13 protein-coding genes and 2 pseudogenes are annotated in these 19,553 nt (G+C 70.4%); 9 read left to right on the forward strand and 6 right to left on the reverse strand.

What is annotated here, in order from left to right; all coding sequences use genetic code 11:
* Positions 1 to 7 precede the first annotated feature (7 nt).
* A complete protein-coding gene (locus OG214_RS18330) occupies positions 8 to 7,693 on the forward strand; it encodes a beta-ketoacyl synthase N-terminal-like domain-containing protein (protein WP_405985313.1) in 7,686 nt (2,561 codons plus the stop codon).
* A 118-nt stretch (positions 7,694 to 7,811) separates the two neighbouring features.
* Here the strand turns inward: OG214_RS18330 and OG214_RS18335 are convergent, their stop codons facing one another.
* From OG214_RS18335 to OG214_RS18350, 4 genes and pseudogenes are all read right to left on the reverse strand, one after another.
* Positions 7,812 to 8,711, reverse strand: a complete 900-nt coding sequence (locus OG214_RS18335) for a class I SAM-dependent methyltransferase (protein WP_405985314.1) — start codon at positions 8,709 to 8,711, stop codon at positions 7,812 to 7,814.
* Positions 8,712 to 8,726: 15 nt separating this feature from the next.
* Positions 8,727 to 8,999 carry a beta-ketoacyl synthase N-terminal-like domain-containing protein gene (locus OG214_RS18340; RefSeq protein ID WP_405985315.1) on the reverse strand — a complete coding sequence of 91 codons (273 nt, stop codon included), beginning with the start codon at positions 8,997 to 8,999 and terminating at the stop codon, positions 8,727 to 8,729.
* 323 nt (positions 9,000 to 9,322) lie between these two features.
* A pseudogene (locus OG214_RS18345) lies at positions 9,323 to 9,839 on the reverse strand (tyrosine-type recombinase/integrase); the annotation flags it as partial.
* Positions 9,840 to 10,461: 622 nt separating this feature from the next.
* The gene (locus OG214_RS18350) at positions 10,462 to 10,770 is read right to left on the reverse strand and encodes a hypothetical protein (RefSeq protein WP_405985316.1); all 309 of its coding nucleotides are present in this window, start codon (positions 10,768 to 10,770) and stop codon (positions 10,462 to 10,464) included.
* Between the two features lie 74 nt (positions 10,771 to 10,844).
* Between OG214_RS18350 and OG214_RS18355 the strand changes: the two genes are divergently transcribed.
* Together OG214_RS18355 and OG214_RS18360 are read left to right on the forward strand one after the other, a co-directional pair.
* Entirely contained in the window at positions 10,845 to 11,102 is a 258-nt protein-coding gene (locus OG214_RS18355; protein WP_405985317.1) for a hypothetical protein, read from the forward strand.
* Between the two features lie 228 nt (positions 11,103 to 11,330).
* Complete coding sequence (locus tag OG214_RS18360; RefSeq protein WP_405985318.1) at positions 11,331 to 13,148, forward strand: GAF domain-containing protein; 1,818 nt, start codon at positions 11,331 to 11,333, stop codon at positions 13,146 to 13,148.
* Between the two features lie 58 nt (positions 13,149 to 13,206).
* On the opposite strand, the gene OG214_RS18365 is transcribed toward OG214_RS18360, so the two are convergent.
* The gene (locus tag OG214_RS18365) at positions 13,207 to 13,869 is read right to left on the reverse strand and encodes a response regulator (protein ID WP_405985319.1); all 663 of its coding nucleotides are present in this window, start codon (positions 13,867 to 13,869) and stop codon (positions 13,207 to 13,209) included.
* A 66-nt stretch (positions 13,870 to 13,935) separates the two neighbouring features.
* Complete coding sequence (locus tag OG214_RS18370) at positions 13,936 to 14,397, reverse strand: Crp/Fnr family transcriptional regulator (protein ID WP_405985320.1); 462 nt, start codon at positions 14,395 to 14,397, stop codon at positions 13,936 to 13,938.
* 188 nt (positions 14,398 to 14,585) lie between these two features.
* On the opposite strand from OG214_RS18370, the pseudogene OG214_RS18375 reads away from it, so the two are divergent.
* The 6 genes and pseudogenes from OG214_RS18375 to OG214_RS18400 form a co-directional block, all read left to right on the forward strand.
* A pseudogene (locus tag OG214_RS18375) lies at positions 14,586 to 14,791 on the forward strand (hypothetical protein); the annotation flags it as partial.
* A 206-nt stretch (positions 14,792 to 14,997) separates the two neighbouring features.
* Positions 14,998 to 15,621, forward strand: coding sequence for a hypothetical protein (locus tag OG214_RS18380; protein WP_405985321.1), 624 nt, complete (start codon positions 14,998 to 15,000; stop codon positions 15,619 to 15,621).
* A gap of 47 nt (positions 15,622 to 15,668) precedes the next feature.
* Positions 15,669 to 16,553 carry a universal stress protein gene (locus OG214_RS18385; RefSeq protein WP_405985322.1) on the forward strand — a complete coding sequence of 295 codons (885 nt, stop codon included), beginning with the start codon at positions 15,669 to 15,671 and terminating at the stop codon, positions 16,551 to 16,553.
* Positions 16,554 to 16,848: 295 nt separating this feature from the next.
* A complete protein-coding gene (locus OG214_RS18390) occupies positions 16,849 to 17,541 on the forward strand; it encodes a response regulator (RefSeq protein ID WP_405985323.1) in 693 nt (230 codons plus the stop codon).
* A 254-nt stretch (positions 17,542 to 17,795) separates the two neighbouring features.
* A complete protein-coding gene (locus OG214_RS18395; RefSeq protein WP_405985324.1) occupies positions 17,796 to 18,413 on the forward strand; it encodes a TOPRIM nucleotidyl transferase/hydrolase domain-containing protein in 618 nt (205 codons plus the stop codon).
* 142 nt (positions 18,414 to 18,555) lie between these two features.
* A complete protein-coding gene (locus tag OG214_RS18400; RefSeq protein ID WP_405985325.1) occupies positions 18,556 to 19,437 on the forward strand; it encodes an alpha/beta fold hydrolase in 882 nt (293 codons plus the stop codon).
* Positions 19,438 to 19,553 lie beyond the last annotated feature (116 nt).

Raw genomic sequence — 19,553 nt, forward strand, 5'->3', positions numbered from 1 at the left:
GACTGGTATGGGATTCGAACCGATCGCCGTCGTCGGCCGGGGGTGTGTGTTCCCCGACGCACTCGACCCGGATACGTTCTGGGACAACATCGTCGCGGGCCGGTGCAGCCTCACGCCGGTTCCGGACGGCCGGTGGCGGTTGCCCCACCGGTGGGCCATGGGAACCGTCGACGATCACCTCGACCGTTCCTGGACCGACGTCGGCGGTTACGTACGGGGCTTCGACACCGCGTTCGACCCGAACGGGTTTCTCGTGGATCCGGAACAGATCCTGGGTCTGGACCCGCTGTTCCACTGGGTGCTGCACGGCGCCCGGCAGGCATTGCGGGAGGCCGGACACGACGGGCCGCTGCCGCGCGCCGGACTGGTGCTGGGAAACCTGTCCTACCCGACAAGCGCGGGCTCAGCCTTCGCCGAGCACGTGTGGCTGTCCGACGGGGCGCCGTCCCTGCTGACCGGGGGACGGCGGGTCAGGCCCGACGCGCGCAACCGGTTCTCCTCGGGGTTTCCCGCGCACTTCGCGGCCAAGGCGCTGGGGCTCGGGGCGGGGGCGTTCGCGCTCGACGCCGCTTGTGCCTCGTCGTTGTACGCGATCAAGCTGGCCTGCGACCGCCTGCACGACGGCACGGCGGACGTGATGGTGGCCGGAGCGGTCAACCGGGTCGACAACCTGTTTCTGCACGTGGGGTTCTGCGGACTGTCCGCGGTGAGCCGGAGCAGCCGCAGCCGTCCCTTCCACCGCGACGCCGACGGGTTGCTGCACGGCGAGGGCGCCGGATTCGTCGCCCTGATGCGGCTGGGTGACGCGCTCGCCGCCCGGGTGCCCGTTCTCGGGGTGATCCGGGGCATCGGGCTGTCCAACGACGGGCGCGGCCGTGGGCTGCTCAGTCCGGCGGAGGAAGGCCAGGAGAGGGCGATGCGCCTGGCCTTCGCCATGGCGGGGATCGCACCGGAAACCGTCTCGCTCGTCGAGTGCCACGCGACGGGTACACCGGTCGGGGACGCGGTGGAAGCACGCAGCATGTCCCGCGTCTTCGCGGACAGCACCGACGTTCCCATCGGTTCTGTGAAATCCAATGTCGGCCACCTGCTGGCGCCGGCCGGCGCCAGTGGGCTGCTCAAGGTGCTCGGCGCGATGCGGGCGGGCATCCGCCCGGCGACGCTCGGCGCCGAGGAACCGCTCGCCGAACTGAGCGGCACTCCCCTGCGGATACTGGGCGCGTCCGAGCAGTGGCAGGGGCTTCGCCGCGCCGCCGTCAGCGCCTTCGGCTTCGGCGGCGCCAACGCTCATCTGATCATCGACGCATGGGACGGTGTCGCCGGCACCCGGGCAACGGCGTCGCCGACCCCGCGGGTTTCCCCTGAGCCGGTGGCGATCGTGTCCATCGGAGCCCGCGTCGGCGACGGGCCCGACGCCGAGGACTTCCGCCGCGCGGTGCTCGACGGCGAGCGGCGCGGACCGGCGACGGAACTCGACGTGGCCCTGCCGGGCCTGTGCTTCCCTCCACTGGCTGTGAAAGACGCCAGTCCCCAACAACTCCTGGTGCTGGAGGCCGCACGGGAAGCCGTACGGGACATCGCCCTGTCACGTGAGAGGACCATGGTGCTCGTCGGAACGGGCGTGGACGTACAGATCGCCGGTGCGGCCGCGCGCTGGCGGGTTCCGTCGTGGCTCGAAGAGACCGGGCACCGCACCGATCCCGAACTGATCGCCCGGTTGCGGGACGCGTTTTCCTCGCCAATGGTCTCGGAGCGAGTGGTCGGAAGCCTGCCCAACCTCGCGGCCAACCGCGTCAACACCCAGTTGGACCTCGGCGGCCCCGGATTCACGGTGTCGGCCGAGGAGGCATCCGGCCTGGTCGCGCTGGACATCGCGGCACGCGCCATCAGAACCGGCGAGGCCGACGCCGCGCTCGTCGGTGCGGTGGACCTGTCCTGTGAACCGGTCCACCGGACGGCACTGCGTGAGCTGGGACGTGAGACCGCTCCGGGCGACGCCGCCGTAGTGGTGGTCCTGAAGCGCCTCAAGGACGCCCGCCGTGACGGGGATACCGTGCTCGCCCTGCTGGACGACGAACCCACCGCGCGGCCGGATCTGGTCGTCGGTGACGGCGCGGAGGCCGGGTTCGATCCGGCCGGGTTCGATCCGGCCGGGCTCTTCGGCCGGGCTCATGCCGCTCAGGGACTGCTGGGGGTCGCGGTCGCGGCGACAGCCCTTCGGCATCGCGCGATGCCCAGGGTGGGGGGCCGCGCTGAACCCGATCCGGATCTGCGTACCGCGGCGGTCGTGGTGTCGCCGCTGGGAGCACCCCCGGTGAGTGTCCGGCTGCGGGCCGGTGACGCCGGGCCCTGGATGACCGGACCGGCGCCACGACTGCACGTCTTCTCCGGCCGTGACCGGCAGGAGGTCCTGGCCGCGCTGGACGCCGGAGCCGAGTCCTCGGACGGTCCCGCACGGCTGGCTTTCGTGGCCGAGGAGGCTCTCTCCTCGCAGCGGGACGCCGCCAGGCGCTGGCTCGCCGATGGCGGCGTCAAGCCACCCGGCGTGCTCTACCGGGACCTTCCGGTGCCGGGACAGATCGCGTTCGTGTTCACCAACGGCTCGGCCGCCTACCCAGGCATGGGCCGCGAAGTGACGCTGGCCCTGCCCTCGGTGAGCGAGGCCGCCACGGGCGCCTTCGGGTCAGCCGCCGTACGGCCGCCGAAGCCCGGATCGGAGCCGCTGGTGTTCGACCAGATCTGGGGAGCCGCCCAACTGGCCACCGTCCACACCGAAGTCACCCGAGGGCTGCTCGGGCTGAGACCGGACGCCGCCATCGGCTACTCCTCCGGTGAGTCGGCCGCCCTCGTGGCTCTGGGGGCGTGGCGGGACGTCGCGGACCTCCGGCGGGAAGCCTGGGAGAGCGGCATCTTCACCAGAGACCTCACCGGTGAACTCCGGGCGGTACGCCGTGCGTGGGAACGCCTCGGCGTACGGGGTGATCGCTGGTCGAGCTACCTGGTCACCGCCCCTGTCGACCGGGTCCGCGCCGAACTCGCGGGCGAACGCGCGGTCCACCTGATGGCGATCAACGCCCCAGGCGTGTGCGTGGTCGGCGGCGAGTCGCGGGCTTGTGGCCTCGTCATGTCGCGGCTCGGCGCCGCCCACGTCATCCCGATCGAATACGACCTGGCCGCGCACGCCCCCGAACTGGCCGAGGTCCGCGACCGGTGGTGGAACCTCCACCACCGTCCCACCACCGACGTGCCAGGGGTGCGGTTCTACAGCGGGGCCACCACTGACTCGTACTCCCCAACGGCCGGGCGGGCGGCTGACGCGGTCACCGCGCAGGGCGTCGGCACGATCGACTTCGCGGGCACGATCGAGCGGGCATGGGACGACGGAGTCCGGGTTTTCGTGGAGCACGGGCCCCGTGGCCTGTGCACCGGATGGATCAAGCGCATCCTGGGCGACCGCGACCATGTGGCCGTCGCGCTCGACGCCCCGCAGGGCAGGGGACTGCGGCAGCTGTGCCTCGCCGTGGCCGAACTCGTCGTCGCCGGGGTGCCCGTCCGCGCGGACGCTCTCTTCGAACAGCTCCGGGCGGCGGCACCCGTACAAGCAAAGGGCGAACCCACCATGAAGGTGCCCGCACACCGGGAGATCGGCTTGCCCTCCGTCGGACAACCGGTGGTGATCATGCCGCGAGCCCCTCAACTGGCCCCGGCCCTGGCTCTGGCGTACGAGACCGGTCCGCCCGTCATCGCCGACGCGGAACACGCTCCCGCCGTCCCCGACGTCCCCGCCCCCGCCCCCGCCGTCCCAGCCCCCGCCCCCGCCGTGTCGCAGCCGACGACCACGCACGCGCTGGTCGCCCAGCACAGCCACCGCGTGATCGCGCTGCACCAGGACGTCGTCGCCCAGCACATGCTGTCGCACCAGAGGTTCCTCCAGACCAGAGCTCAGATGCTCACGGCACTGGCGAACGCCGCGGCGGGAACCACGCCACCGCCTCCGTCTCCGCCCCCACCACCGGTGCGCCCGGCCGCTCCGCCGCCGGCCATACCAACCGGTTCCCAGTCGCCGGAGTCCTTGCCAGGACCGAAGTTCGACCGGGCCGGACTGGAACACCTCGCCGCGCAGCGGATCTCCACCCTCTTCGGTCCGAAGTTCGCCGCGCAGGACGAGTACCCGGTGCAGACGCGGATGCCCGAGCCGCCGATGCTCCTCGCGGACCGGGTCACCGGAATCGACGCCGTACCCGCGGCACTGGTCGAACTCGGCCCGGAGCACGCCACCGGCACGATCTGGACCGAGACGGACATCCGCCTCGACAGCTGGTATCTCGACGCCACCGGACGGATTCCTGCGGCCCTGATGATCGAGGCGGGCCAGGCGGATCTGTTGCTGATCAGCTGGCTCGGGATCGACCTGGTCAACCGAGGCGAGCGGGCCTACCGGCTGCTGGGATGCGAGCTGACGTACTACGGCGGTCAGCCCGAGGCGGGGGAGACACTGCGGTACGAGATCCACATCGAGCGGCACGCCCAGCACAACGGTGTCCGCCTCTTCTTCTTCCGCTACGACTGCTACGTCGGAGACCAGCTCCGGCTGAGCGTCCGCGACGGTCAGGCCGGCTTCTTCACCAAGGCCGAACTCGACAGCACCGACGGAGTGCGCTGGGACCCCGCCGACTCCTCACCGGCCGATGACGTTCCCCTCGACGCTCCGGCGGTGCCCGGCGCTCCATCGAGTTTCACCGCCCAGCAGGTGCTGGCCTTCGCCGACGGACGGCCGGCGGACTGCTTCGGCCCCGGCTGGGAAGCGACCAGGGCGCATGTGCGCCCGCCTCGTATCGACAGCGGCCGGCTGCTGCTGCTCCAGGAGGTAACCGCGTTCGACCCGGCCGGCGGCCCGTGGGGACGCGGCTACCTCCGCGCCGAGACGCCCGTCTCGCCGGACGACTGGTTCTTCGACGGGCACTTCAAGAATGATCCCTGCATGCCAGGAACCCTGATGCTCCAGGGCGGGCTGCAGGCCATGGCCTTCTACCTGGCGGCCACGGGCTTCGCCGTCGCCAGGGACGGTTGGCGCTTTGAGGTGGCGGACGAGCGGCCGTACACCGTCCGGTGCCGGGGGCAGGCCACCCCGGCGAGCAAGCGGGTCGTGTACGAGGTGTTCGTGCACGGCCTCTCGGCCGGGCCGGTGCCGACGCTGTACGCCGACGTGCTGGGCACCGTCGACGGGATCAAGGCATTTCACGGTCAGAACATCACACTCCGACTGGTACCCGACTGGCCGCTGTCGCACTGGCGGCGGCTGGGAGAGCACGTGGAGCAGACGAACGGCACCCCGCTCCCGCTCGCTTCGCTCGGCGGCCTGGTCGGCTACCGCGGCTCGAAGGCGGCAGCCGTGTCCGACGGGTTCGCCTTCGACTACCCCTCCTTGCTGGCTGGCGCGTGGGGAAGGCCGAGCGAGGCGTTCGGCGCCGCGGCCGCACCCTTCGACAGCACGCGGAGGATCGCACGACTGCCCGGTCCGCCCTACCACTTCATGACCCGTGTCGTCTCGGTGGACGATCCGCAGGGCGCCATGCGGCAGGGCAGCAGCGTGGTTGCCGAGTACGACGTGCCCGACCAGGCGTGGTATTTCGAGCAGAACGGCGGCGTCATGCCGTTCGCCGTGCTCATGGAAATCGCGCTGCAACCGTGCGGGTGGCTGGCCGGCTACACCGGCGCCCCACTGACCACCGAGACCGATCTGCTCTTCCGTAACCTCGACGGGACGGGAACAGTCACCGGCGAGATCCTGCCGACGACAGGGACCGTGCGCACCGAGGCGGACCTGACCACCGTCTCACGGAGCGGTGAGATGATCATCATGTCGTTCGGGGTGCGCTGTTTCGCCGACGACGCGGAGGTCTTCTCGCTGTCGACCGTGTTCGGGTACTTCCCGTCGTCGGCCTTCGACAACCAGACCGGACTGCCCGTGTCCGAGAGGGACCTGGCCGCTCTGGAAGCTCCCTGCGACCGGACGGTCGACCTCACGATGTCTCCCGACCGCTACTTCGGCAGTCCGGCCCGGCTGCCCGGCCCCATGCTGCTGATGCTCGACCGGATCACCGGTTACTGGCCGGAAGGAGGCGACGCCGGGCTCGGGCGACTGCGGTCGGAGAAGGACGTCGACGCGGGCGAATGGTTCTTCAAGGCGCACTTCTTCCAGGACCCGGTTCAGCCGGGCTCACTCGGAATCGAGGCGATGTGCCAACTTCTCCAGTTCTACTTGATCGAGCGCGGACTCACCACGGGCGTACCGCGGCCCCGGTTCGAGCCCGTCATGCTCGGTGTCGAGGTGATCTGGAAGTACCGCGGACAGATCACCCCGGCCAACCGGTTGATCAGGGTGGAGATGGACATCCTGGAAGCCGGCGAGGACGCGCGTGGACGCTATGCGATCGCCGAAGCCCGGCTCTGGGGGGACGACACATGCATTTACCACGCCCGGGGGATCGGCATGCGCGTCGTGCCGGGAGACGGCTCGCCGTCCGTGGTGGACACGCTGCTCGATCCCGGCGTCGATACCTGGGTGGCTGACCACTGTCCGACCTGGACGCTCCCCGCGATGCCGATGATGTCCGTGGTCGACAGGCTTTCCCAGGCCGCGGCGGACTACACCGGGCAGCGCGTGGTCGCCGTGCGCGACGTTCGTCTTCGCCGCTGGATACCGCTCACCGAACCCGTCCGGCTGCGGACCGAGGTGGAACCCGGGCCGACCGGGCTCGCGGTGAAACTGCTGATGTGGCGGGAAGCGGGAATGCCCGCGCTGTCCCGGTACGAGGAGGTGGCGCGGGCCACTGTACTGGTGGGCGACTGGCCGGACACCCGGCCGGACAGGTTCGCCGCGCTGCCGGACGCCGTGGTCCAGCCCGACCCGTACGAGTCGGCCGAACTCTTCCACGGCCCGTCGTTCCAGTACCTGACCTCGTGGGCGACCGGGTCCACCGGTTCCTCCGCGATCCTCGATGCCGGGCGCGGAACGGTGCCGAAGGGGTGCCTGGGTCAGGGGCTGCTGGACGCGGGGGTGCAGGCCATCCCGAACAACAGCCTGTGGCGATGGGTAGCGGAGATCGGTGACGGCAAGGTCGGATTTCCGCTCCGGGTGGACTCGCTGGAGCTGTTCGAAGCCCTGCCGGATGCCGGTGAGATCGAGGTCGAGGCCCGCTTCACCGGTTTCGGCTCCGGCCAGGCGGGCCTCGGGCCGTTGCCTGCGACCGAGGTCCAGTTCTGTGTGGACGGACGGGTCGCGGCGGTGCTGCGGCTGGTCTGCGTTCTGTTGCCGATCGGGTTGCTCTCCCGTGTATCGCCGGTCGAGCGCCGGGAGTTCCTGGCCAACGCTCGTCCCCTCAACGGGCCGGGGCTGACCAGGACCGTGGACGGGACGACGACACTCCACGCGGGGGAGGTGGACGAGGTGGACTGGCTGCGAGGCACGGTGGCGCACGCGTGGGGCCTGCCGCCGGGCTCCCGGGCCAGTGATCACCTTGAGCTCATGGCCGTCAAGGAGCACGTCGGTCGTCTGGCCGGGGTGCATCCGTCCACGGTGGAGGTGAACGCCGACCTGCGGACCGCCCGCGTCGCATCGGGGCAGCCGTATTACGTCCAGGTGAACCACGTGGGAGACAAGGTCACCGTTCGCTCCGTCCACGCACAATGAAACGCCGACACATCGTTCGCCGTCGCCCGTGCCGACCGGTGCGTGGCGCCCACCTGCTGGTCGGTCACTGTCCTGACCGTCCTGGGGCCACCCGGACGCGGCATGTCACGGTTTCCCGTCACGCGGGCTTGTCGAGGACCAATGCGTTGTACCCGGTGGCTGTGCTTACCGCCCGGTGGGCGTGGACGGCTTTGACGAAGTACTGCCAGTCGCGGGCACTGAGTTCCCGAAGACCCCGCCAGCGCAGGCACAACGTCTCCCGGCCCGCGCGGGACCCCGCCATGGTCGCGGCCCAGGTGCTCACCCACGCGAAACGGTCGGTGACGGCGCTGGACCAGTCCAGGACGTTCTCCACGCGAAAGCCGACCGCGAGGGCGTGCTTGAGATAGCTGTCCAGGGGCTCGAATTCCTCGAACTGCCAGGCCCCGCGTACCAGGCCGGCCGGGTCGAGATCCTGGATCATGTGCGGGTCCGCGGTACGCCAGGTGAAATCGACAAGGACAAGCCGGCCACCGGGACGCAGAACGCGAAAGCTTTCGGACAGGAAAGCCCGCCGGCCTGCCGGACCGAAGTGGAAGGCCGCTTCGAGACAGTGCACCTGATCGAACGAGCCGTCACCAAGGTCCCGGCCAACTGCCCGCGGAGGCAGAGCGGTCACATCGGCAACCGCGAACGCGACATTCGGAAAGCGCCCGAAACGCGTCCGCGCCTGGCTGATCTGCCCGTCGCTGACGTCCAATCCGAGGACGTCGCAGCCGACTTGACCCAGCGCGGCCGTCGTACGGCCTCGTCCGCAGCAGGCGTCGAGCACCCGTTGCCCGGCTGACGTCCGCAGCAGCGACATCGACCGCCGGGCCAGACGCCGTTGGAAGAAGGCCAACCCGCCCAACAGCGCGGGCAGGGTGGGAACGGTGAAGTACCCGAGGTTCACCAGATCGCCCCACCCCATGTGCCTGAGGACGTGGAAGAGCACGTTCTCGTCGCTGTAGGCGTCGGAGATCCCACTGTCATCCCGCATGGCGAAATTCTTCTCTCAGGACGCTGTGGGAACGCCGGCGGACGCGACAGCCACCCGCTCGCGTGGGCGGTGCTCAGGAAGTCGGCGTCGTCCGGTGGCATCCACCGTGGTGGCAGTAGGTCGTGTCCTGGCGAAGGGATCAGGATCGCAATGTTCTGTGCGGTCGGTGCCGATCATGATGTCGCGCCAGAATTCCCGTACGTCCCGGGCCGAGGAAAACGTCCCCGCGAGCCCCACGACGGCAATCGGATTCCGGCTCAGCCGGTCGTCGAAGGTATCGTCCCCCACGCGGCACACCCCTCGTTCGCTTCTCACAAGGCGAGCACGGCGTACGCGCAAGGCACGCCACCGGCACACAGCGTGGCCCAGACGGGACACCGTGTCGACACCGCCGTCGATCACATGGTTTCGGTCCCGGTAACGGTCCGGCCAGCAAGCTGCGACATCGCGGTGGGTGCCAAAAATAAACCTCTGACAGTTCACTCGATTGAGCGGCTTCTTACCCATTTCGGCACCCAAAGCCCTCACGAGCGAAAACACTCCTCTGCCAGGCTGCGTCCGCATCATCGATGACACCTCAGGCGGCCGCTGTCCCGGGCCAGGGCCGGCGGGTAGAAGCGGAAATCCCCGGGTAGGCCGACCTTGTCGCGCGCCCTGCGCCACTTGCGGCCGAAGGTGGTCCCCCGCAACGCGGCCCCCTTCTCGCCGACGAACACCAGCCCGTCCGGGCCGGGCTGGGCAAACCAGTCCAGGTGTTGCCGTACATCGACGTGCACGAAGGCCGGCAGCACGATCTCCCGCTTCCCCGCACGGGACTTGGGGTCACCGACGACGCGGCGGCCGGTGTTCAACTCGGGTGCGGCACGCCGTACCCACACCGATCCGGCGTCCAGGTCGACGTCACCTCGTCGCAGCTCGGCCAGTTCCTCCGGGCGCATCGAGGCGAACGCGCCGAGCAGCACCATCAGGCGCCAGCGCAGTCCGATCACATCGGCCAGGGCGAAGACCTGAGCGACCGTGGCGACGGGGCGCTCGTCCGCCTCCTCACGGCCGGCGCCGCGGATCCGGCACGGGTTCTTGCGGATCATCGTCCTCGGCCGCCGTCTCCCTGATGGCTTTGAGCAGCCGCTTGGGCAGCTTTGCCGCGTCGTCGGCGAGCGGACAGAAGTCGGCTCCTCCGAGGACGGCCCCGACCGTGTCGTCGTCCACCGCGGAGCGACCCAGGTCCGCGGCGTCGCATCCGGCTCCGGCCACGGGCACCTCGTCGGCGGCCTACACCACTTGAAGCGGCGGCGGCTGGAAACGGAGCGAAGCCACAGCGCCGGTCCCCGGCCCTTACTCAGAACCCGGGGGCGGGAAGGAAGCCTGGCCACCACGGGGGTACGCCGCTGGGACAGTCATATGTGATGCCACTCCAGAAAAGCGAGATGGCGCACCAGGAAAGGCCAAGGAGTACCACCACGAGGGCGAGAGCGTGGAGGAGCGGTCGGTTCCCCAGGAGGGCGCCCACCGCCACCCAGCCCAGGAGCAGGACAGCCCAGAGGCATGGAATGAAGAGGAAGAGCAGGAAGGTGCTGTTCGCCGCATTGTTCACTCCAACGTCGCAGGCGCTCAATGCCCTGCCGAGAAGCATGGCCGTAAGCACCGCAAGAGCCAGCCCCACCACGGTGCCGAGACATACATGCAGCCGTCGGTTGCCCATACCCCCCCATAGCCGTCGGCTCCGGAAACACCTCCGCCGCACGGCTCGTCAATGTACCCACTTGCCCAGCAAGACCTTGGGACAGACCTTGGCACCCCACATAGACAGGGCTGCCGTCGTGTCACTCCCCTTGTGGCGCCCGACCAGTCCGTCGTACCACGCCCACGGTCGCAGCAAGCCCTGGATCATTTTCACGTCGTCGGACCGCGCGTTGCGTGTCAGTTCGTCGCACATGTAACTCTCCATCTGGGAGAACAGGTCCTCACACTTCTTCAGATCAGGCTTGGGTTCAGGCCCCTTCTTGTAGGTGACCTTCTGCGAGATATTCCCGCCGTTGTTCTTGACGGTGATGGCCATGACTCCGCCGCTGCCGCTGAAGCCAGCGAAGGGTGCGGGCAGCGTGTAGGTCTTCGTGGAGTGGTAGGACCCAGGTGCCGTGGGGGCCCATCGTCCGGCGGATCGGCGCGCACGGAGTCTCCCGCGTCGACTTCCTGGTCTCTCCCGACGGGCGGACCCCGATGCTGGAGATCAACACGGTGCCGGGTCTGACACAAGGTTCTCGCTGGTCAGGGGCGCCCGCGGCGATGAAGCGCCGGGTGACTCCCAAGCTCAGAGCGCGAGTTCGATTCTCGTCACCCGCTCCGCACAAAAGCCCCAGGCCAACGGCCCGGGGGTTCTTTGTTGTCTAGATCTCTCTTGGCCCCTCGCACCGCTTGCGCACCACTTGACAGGAGGAAACGCCCACTCCTAGAGCGCCCGCACGACCGACGTGGCGCCAGGCAGGCCGTCCTGGCAGGCGTTGAACATCCGTTCATGGTCGGGGCCGGCGTCCTCCGCCCGCCGCCCTTCGCCCACCGCCCGTCCAGGGTGAGCAGCGCAGGGGTGGGCAGCAAGGGGGTGGACAGCGCGGTGGGCACATGGTGGGCCGCGTTGGTCGCCGGGGGGCCGTCTATCGTGGCGCGTGCCGTGTTCCACCGGGCGATGGGCGAGTGGCTGGAGGATCTGTGCGGACAGACGGGAACGGCACGACGGACCAGGGGCTTCCGCGGTTGCGGCTGGACGAATTGCTGGAGGAGCTCCAGGTCCGGATCGAAGCCGTACGCGGCACGCGGGACCGGGTGCACAGCCTCCTCGAAGCGGTGCTCTCGGTCGGCCGCGAGCTGGACCTCCCGCAGGTGCTGAGGGGCATAGTCGAGGCGGCCGTCGTGCTCGTGGACGCGGAGTACGGCGCGCTCGGGGTGATCGGCGGCGAGCAGCGGTTGTCGGAGTTCATCACCGTGGGCATCGACGACGAACTGCGCTCCCGGATCGGCGAGTTGCCCAGCGGACACGGCCTGCTGGGTGAGCTGATCCGCCACCCGGAGCCGTTGCGGCTGGCGGAGCTGGGCGGCCACGAGTCGTCCTCCGGCTTTCCCGTCAACCATCCGCCGATGCACTCGTTCCTCGGTGTGCCCATCCGGGTGCGGGACGAGGTGTTCGGGAATCTGTACCTGACGGAGAAGCGCAGCGCCCGCGAGTTCGACGCGGAGGACCAGTCGGTCCTGTCGACCCTGGCGGTCGCGGCCGGTGTGGCGATCGAGAACGCGCGCCTCTACGAGGAGGGACGCAATCGGGAACAGTGGCTGACAGCCAGCGCCGAGGTCACCAACAGCCTGCTCTCCGGTGCCCCGCGTGCGCAGGTGCTGGAGCTGATCGTCGAACGCGCCCGGCAGATACTCTCCGCCGACCTGGGGCTGGTGGCCGAACCTCTCGCGGGTACCGGCGACCTCCGCACCGCCTTGGTGGTCGGGCAGGACGCCCAGACCCACAGGGGCCCCGCGCCGGAGGTCCAGGACGGTTTCATCAGCGCGGCGTTCACCAGTGCGGAGCCCGTCCTCAGCATGAACATCGCCACGGACGAGCGGGTCATCGGCTCCGAGTCCCGCTGGGCGGGCATGGGGCCGGCCGTGGCGGTCCCACTGGGCACCGGGAACCGGGTACGCGGGGTGCTGCTGCTGGCCCGCACCACGGGGCGCGAACCGTTCGCGCGTACGCAGTCGGCACCGCTGCTCGGCTTCGCCGGCCAGGCCGCGCTCGCCATGGAACTGGCCGAACGCCGCAGCGACGCCGAGCAGATCGCCCTGCTGGAGGACCGCGACCGTATCGCCCGCGACCTCCACGACCTGGCCATTCAACGGCTGTTCGCCACCGGTATGACCCTCCAGAGCGCCCAGAAGTTCGACCAGCACCCCGGAGCCGCCGAACGCATCGAGCGCGCCGTCAACGACCTCGACGACACCATCAAGATCATCCGCTCGACCATCTTCGGCCTGCGCGTCCAGCGGTCGGGCGGGGCGGACGGCGGGGTACGCGCCCGGGTGGCGGCCGCGGTGGACGGAGCGGCCGCCGCGCTGGGCTTCAGCCCGGCGGTGCGTATCGAAGGGCTCGTCGACACCGAGGTCCCGCACCACATCGCCGATCACCTGATCGCGGTGCTGGTGGAGGCCCTCAGCAACACCGCGCGCCACTCGGCGGCGCGCACGGTGGACGTCCATGTCGGCGTGAGGGAGGGCCGGTTGACGCTGAGCGTGGCGGACGACGGCACCGGCATCCCGCCGGGGGCGGCGCGCAGCGGACTGAAGAACATCGCGCGGCGGGCGGAGGAACTGGGTGGCACCTTCACCCACGACACCCCGCCGGCCGGCGGCGCCCGACTGGTGTGGCACGTGCCGCTGCGGGACGCGTCCGCCGCTTGACGGTTCGGCTGTCCCCGGTCCTCCGGAGCTGTGCCGGGGGCTGTCCGTACGGTCCCCCTCAGAGCGGCGGGACCGACTGCCGGGGAGGGAGCGCCGAGGGCAGGCCGTGCCTGCGCGGTACCCCACCGGTCAGCAGCCGCGCGATCTGCGTTCGCACGCTCTCCTCGGACAGGAACAACCGCCGGCCGATCTGCCGGTCGGTAAGCCTGTCCCCGATCAGGACCATGAGGTGGCGCTCCCGGGCCGAGAGGCCATTCGTACGGTGGTCCCTTCCCTCAAGGGCCAGGCCCTCCAGCAGTCGCGCGGTGGCCGTCCGGTCCAGCGTCGAGTGGCCGGCGGCGGCGGAGCGTACGGCGAAGGCGAGCCGGGTCCCCCTGATCTGCCTCAGTACGGAGCCGGACGCGCCGGCCAGGACGGCGTGCAGATGCGCGGTGTCGTCGTCGAACGAGGCGAGCGTGAGCAGTGAGAGCGCGGGCTCGGCGGAGCGCAGAGCGCGACAGGAGACTATGTCCTCGGTCAGCCGGACGTTCACCACGGCCACATCGGGGTGGGTTACGGGGACCCGGACCAGGGACTGTTCGACGGAGTCCGCCGTACCGACCGTGATCATGTCCGGTTCGGCGTCGAGCAGATCACCGAGCCCCTGCCGGACCGCCTCATGGCCGTCCACGAGGAACACCCTTATCGGATGCCGTTCCGAGAAGGCGCCGACGGCGGCCATGGCAGTTCCCTCGTTCTCGAACAGGCGGACAGGCCGGGGCGGCGGTCACCCCTCGCGGACGTCGGCTCAGGGGGCGGGTCCGCTGCCGTAGGGGCCGTACAGATCGAGCAGCCGGGTCCTGGTGGTGTGCAGCCGGAGGGAGACCACCTGGCCCACCCACAGGGCTACGGCGGCGCCGAGGACGGGGTCGTCCTGGCAGAGGAGACGTGCGGCGACGGCGTCGAACTCCCATGCGCGTACGGGGGTCATGGCCTCCGCACCCAGATGCCACACGAACGGCGCGAACAGCCAGGACCACCCGACGAGCTGCCCCGCGCCCAAGGTCTCGATCACGGGGGAGCGACGGCCCGGCACATGTATGTCGAGGGTGACGCAGCCGGTACGCACGACCCAGAAGCGGTCGGCGCGGTGCCCCTCCTCGAAGAGCCGGGTGCCTTGGGGGATATTGACCTCGCGGGCGACGTGCATGAGCCGCTCACGATGGGCGGTGGGCAGGGAGCCCACCAGGGTGGTGGCCTTCGTCGTCATCGCTCGTGTCTCCTTGTCGCGGATTCTCGGCACGGTGGGAGTCCCACCAGATTCCGACCCGCGATCACATCCCTTCCAGGGCTGTCCGGGTACGGCCGGAGGGCCGAACGGCCCTCATGTGCCGGCCGGGACCAACCGCGTGGCAATCCCGGGCCGCCCGCGAGCCTCCGCCCGCCGGACGAGGGCCGAACGGCCTGGACCGCTGTCGCCTCGTGATGGACGTCATCGACCGGGTCCCCGGCCTCGGGGTCCGTGCGGTCGCCGTACGGCAGGCCACGGCCGACACCCGTACCCGCCCGTACCCGCCCGTACCCGCCACCACGCGTGGATCCGCCACCACGCGTGGATCCGCGCACACGGCACCGACCTGCCCGAGGTCGCCGACTGGACCTGGACGACCGACGCGCCAGGTCCGGCGGGCCCAACCGGTCCCCGGCGCAGGGACGTTCGGCCCTCCGGAGGGGACCCGAGCGGCAGCAGCACCACCCGCGCCCGCCGCGGGAGATTGAGGACACACACCGGACCGGACCCCACAGGCCAACGCACGACGGACACGACACCTGTTCACCGCGCCGCTCGCCCCTGAAAGGGATGACAGACATGGCCGTTCACCAGAGCCCCCGTCACACCGGATTCCGCCTCCTCTCGCTGAAGGGGGCCACACACTCCACCACGACGGACCACACCGCCGAGCCCCTGGCCGCCGGCGGAACGTTCGCGCGGATCGCCGCCGCCGCACGCATCCTGCTCGGGTTCGTCTTCCTCTGGGCCTTCTTCGACAAGGCGTTCGGCTGGGGGTACGCCACCCCGTCCAAGGGCGCCTGGATCAACGGCGGTTCCCCGACGAAGGGCTTCCTGAGCGGCGTCGCCGCGGGACCGCTCGAATCGACGTTCCACTCCTGGGCCGGCGCGACCTGGGCCGACTGGCTCTTCATGCTGGGGCTCCTGGGCATCGGCCTCGCCCTCACCAGCGGCATCGCCCTGCGCCTGACCGCCGCCGCCGGCACGGTGATGATGGCGCTGATGTGGGCGGCCGAATGGCCCCCCGCCAAGAGCCTGTCGGACGGCGCGCCGAGCATGTCCTCGAACCCGGTCGTCGACTACCACCTCGTGTACGCGGTCGTCATGATCGCCCTGGCCGTCGCCGCGACGGGCCGTACATGGGGGCTGGGCGGGGTATGGCAGAACCTCCCGGTCGTACGGGACCACCGCTGGCTGGTCTGACGGCCTGACCGCACGCGTTCATCGTGAAATCCACCAGGAGGTACACCATGCTTCACCCCGTGGTCGTAGGCGTCGACGGATCCCCGGAGAGTCTCGCAGCTGCCGAATGGGCCGCCGCGGAAGCCGCGTCGAGCGGCCTTCCCCTGCGGCTGGTACATGCCTGGGAGGGAGTCCCGTACCCGTCGGGCTCCGCGGCGGACCCGGCCGCCGGGCAGGACGGGGCGGGCCGCTCCCTGCGGGAGGCCGAGGAACACCTCACGGCAAGGTTCCCCGGCACCCGTCCGACCGGTGAGCTGATCCAAGGACCCCCGGTCCCCACCCTGCTGAAAGCGGCCGAGGAGGCCGAGACACTGGTGCTCGGGTCGCGGGGCCTGAGCGGTGCGGCCGGGTATCTCGCCGGCTCCGTCGCCTCGGACGTGGTGGCCCACGCCGCGCGTCCGGTGGTTCTCGTACGGCCGGCGCCCCACCCGGGCACCACGGCGGACCCGCCCTCCGGCGCCACCTCGCCGGGCCGGGTCGTCCTCGGAATCGACCTGGCGCACCCCTGTGACGAGGTGATCAGGTTCGCCTTCGAAGCGGCCCGCCGCCGGGGCACGCCCCTGTACGTCCTGCACGCGTACGGCCTGCCGCTGGCCTACTCGATCGCCGCCGTCCAAATACCGCTGTCCCAGGACTTGTTGGCCACGGAGCGTGGCGATGACCTGGCGGCCGTACTGCGGCCATGGCGGGAGAAGTACCCGGATGTCCCCGTCACGGCCGACGCGGTCATGGACCGGGCCGCGGACCGGCTGGTGAAGGCGGCTTCGGGCGCGGCTCTGCTCGTACTCGGCCGACAGGAGCGCACGTCCCGCCTCGGGGCCCGTCTCGGCCACGTGGCCCATTCGGTGATCGCTCACGCCGCGTGCCCGGTGGCCGTGGTTCCACACGGCTGAGGTCTTCGGCGCGACGGCCCGTCGGTGGGTGGATCCCGACGGGCCGCCGCCGACGGAGCGGCCGTCGCCGGCACAGGGAGCCGTCGCCGACCGGGGGGGGCCGTCGCCGACCGGGGGGCGTTGCCGACCGGGGGGCGCGTTGCCGACCGGGGGGCCGTCGCCGACGCCTTCACGCACCCGACGCCTTCACGCACCCGCGGACTGCCGTGGACCGGCCCGCCCTGGTCGGCCGCCGCAGGACGGTCCACTATGGGCAGTGCCGGGCAACGTACTCCCGAGACCGCGAAGGGCCACGATGACAGACAGTCAGGACTCCTCACCGCAGGAGCCGATCCGGGTCTTCCTGCTCGACGACCACGAGGTGGTCCGGCGAGGTGTGCACGACCTGCTGGACGCGGAGGCCGGCATCGAGGTGGTCGGCGAGGCGGGGACGGCGGAACAGGCCCTGGCGCGGGGGCCGGCGCTCCGCCCCGACGTCGCCGTGCTGGACGTACGGCTGCCCGACGGCGACGGCATCACGGTCTGCCGGGAGCTGCGGTCGAGAATGCCCCGTCTCGCCTGCCTGATGCTGACGTCCTTCGACGACGACGATGCCCTCCTCGACGCGATCATGGCCGGGGCCTCGGGCTACGTCCTCAAGGAGATCAAGGGCAACGACCTGGTCGCCGCGATCCGTACCGTCGCCTCCGGCCAGTCGATGCTCGACCCGGCCACCACGACCCGCCTGATGAGCAGCCTGCGCGGGAAGGAGCCCGCCCAGGAAGACAAGCCGTCGGCACTGGCCGGTCTCACCCCACGGGAGCGGGAGATCCTGGACCTGATCGGCGAAGGCTTGACCAACGCCGCTATCGGCAAACGCCTCTTCCTGTCGGAGAAGACGGTCAAGAACAACATCTCCCGGCTCCTCGCCAAACTCGGCGTGGAACGGCGCGTCCAGGCAGCCGTCCTGGCGACGCAGACCGCGCCGCGGCGTCCCGCACGCGGATAGTTCCGGCGGTAACAGCCGTACCGGCCCGTCCCCCGCCCGACTCGCTCACATCCGATGACGCCCCGACACCGGCGGTCAGGTTGGCTGGATCCTCGATCACTGTGCGCGTCGATTCGACTGCCATGCGGCTCAGCCCCTCGCGCAACAGTCTCCTTCCTGGGGCACGGTGGCTTCGCCCTGGTCGTACGGGCCGACGCCGCCGTACCCGCGGAAATTCCCTCGCGCTTCGGCCGGAACGGGCTGAGACTCGTCGCATGGCTGACATGGGGGCGTTCCGGGACGCGGTCACCGCGTGGGCGGCGGGTGGCCCCGGCGACCCCGCGCGCGAGATGGCCGCGCGGCTGCCCGTCCGGGCGGCCGTCCTGCTCGAAGGGCCGAGCGACGTCGCGGCGGTCAACACACTGGCGAAGAGCCGCGGCCGGAACCTGGCGGCCGAAGGGGTCTGCGTCCTGCCGATCGGCGGTGCGATGAGCGTCGGGCGCTACGCCCGGCTCCTCGGTTCACCAGGTCTGGACCTCCGCCTCACGGGACTGTGCGACGAGGCGGAGCGTCCCTACTACGCACGCGGCTTCGAACGGGTCGGTGCGCCACAGCAAGGCTTCTTCGTCTGCGCGGCAGATCTGGAAGACGAGCTCATCCGCGTACTGGGCGTGACACGGGTAGCCGAGCTCGTCCGGGCGGAAGGCGACCTGCGTGCCCTACAGACCTTCCTGCGCCAGCCCGCGCAGCAGGGCCGCGCCCCGCAGCAGCAGTTCAGGCGCTTCCTCGGAACGAAGAAGGGGCGCAAGATCCACTACGGCCGTGTACTCGTCGAGGCCCTCGACCCCGGCCAGGTCCCGGCCCCACTCGACGGCCTGCTCTCCAGCCTCTGACCCTGGCGCCGTCGATCCCGGCAGGCATGACGCGCATCCCGGCCCCGGCGGGTGCGGACCGGTCAGTTGTGGCCGTCGCGGGTAGGGCTTCGGTGCCTCCCACGGTGTGCGTTCCGGCAGGCGATGGTGGACACTCCGAGCCATGCCAAACGTTGAAGTCTCGCCGAAGGTGTCCGTCGAGTACGAGACCTTCGGTGACCCCTCCCACGCGCCTGTCCTGCTGGTGATGGGCTTCGGTGCCCAGATGATCGCCTGGCACGACGACTTCTGCCGTGCGCTGGCTCAGCGTGGCCGCTACGTGATCCGCTACGACAACCGTGACTGCGGGCTGTCCACGAAGTTCGACGATCACCCCGTCGATATGGGCCAGTTCATCGCCAAGGTGAGTTCGGGCGATATTCCCTCCGCCCTGGGGATGCTCGTGTACACCCTTCGGGACATGGCCGACGACGGCCTCGGTCTGCTCACGGCGCTCGGCATCGAACGGGCGCATGTGGTCGGAACCTCGATGGGGGGCATGATCGCCCAGACGATGGCGGTCACACAGCCCGAGCGGGTGCTGTCCTTGACGTCGATGATGTCCTCGACCGGCGAACCCGAATACGGTCGGTCCAGCCCCGAGGCCCGAGCGGTGCTCTCCAGCCCGAAGCCGTCGGACCGCGAGGGATACATCACAGCGGCGGAAAGGGAGCTGGTGTGGGCCTCCAAGCGTTACGGCGACCCCGCAACCGTTCGCGAACTGGCCGCCAGAAGCTACGATCGCGCCTACTACCCGGCCGGTCTCGCACGCCAGCTCGCGGCAATGACCCTCGCCGGCTCACGCGCCGACGCTCTTCGCCAGCTCCGGATCTCGACCCTGGTGGTCCACGGCCTCGACGACACGCTCATCGATCCCAGCGGTGGGCGACGCACCGCGGAGCTGGTGCGGGGCTCGGAACTCCTGTTGATTCCCGACATGGGCCATGACCGCCCCCGCCAGCTCTGGCCGGAGATCGTCGATGCCTTGGAATCGCACACCGGCTGAGCGCCAAGGGCTGTCGCGCGCCGGGGCCCGACCACCCCGTTCCGCGTGGCCCGCGCGGGGACTGCGCACGCCATCATCAGGTCGGCACGGCCCTACGAGGGCGGCTCGACGGATGG

Origin of the sequence: Streptomyces sp. NBC_00872 (assembly GCF_045161915.1) — a bacterium.
Taxonomy (GTDB): domain Bacteria; phylum Actinomycetota; class Actinomycetes; order Streptomycetales; family Streptomycetaceae; genus Streptomyces.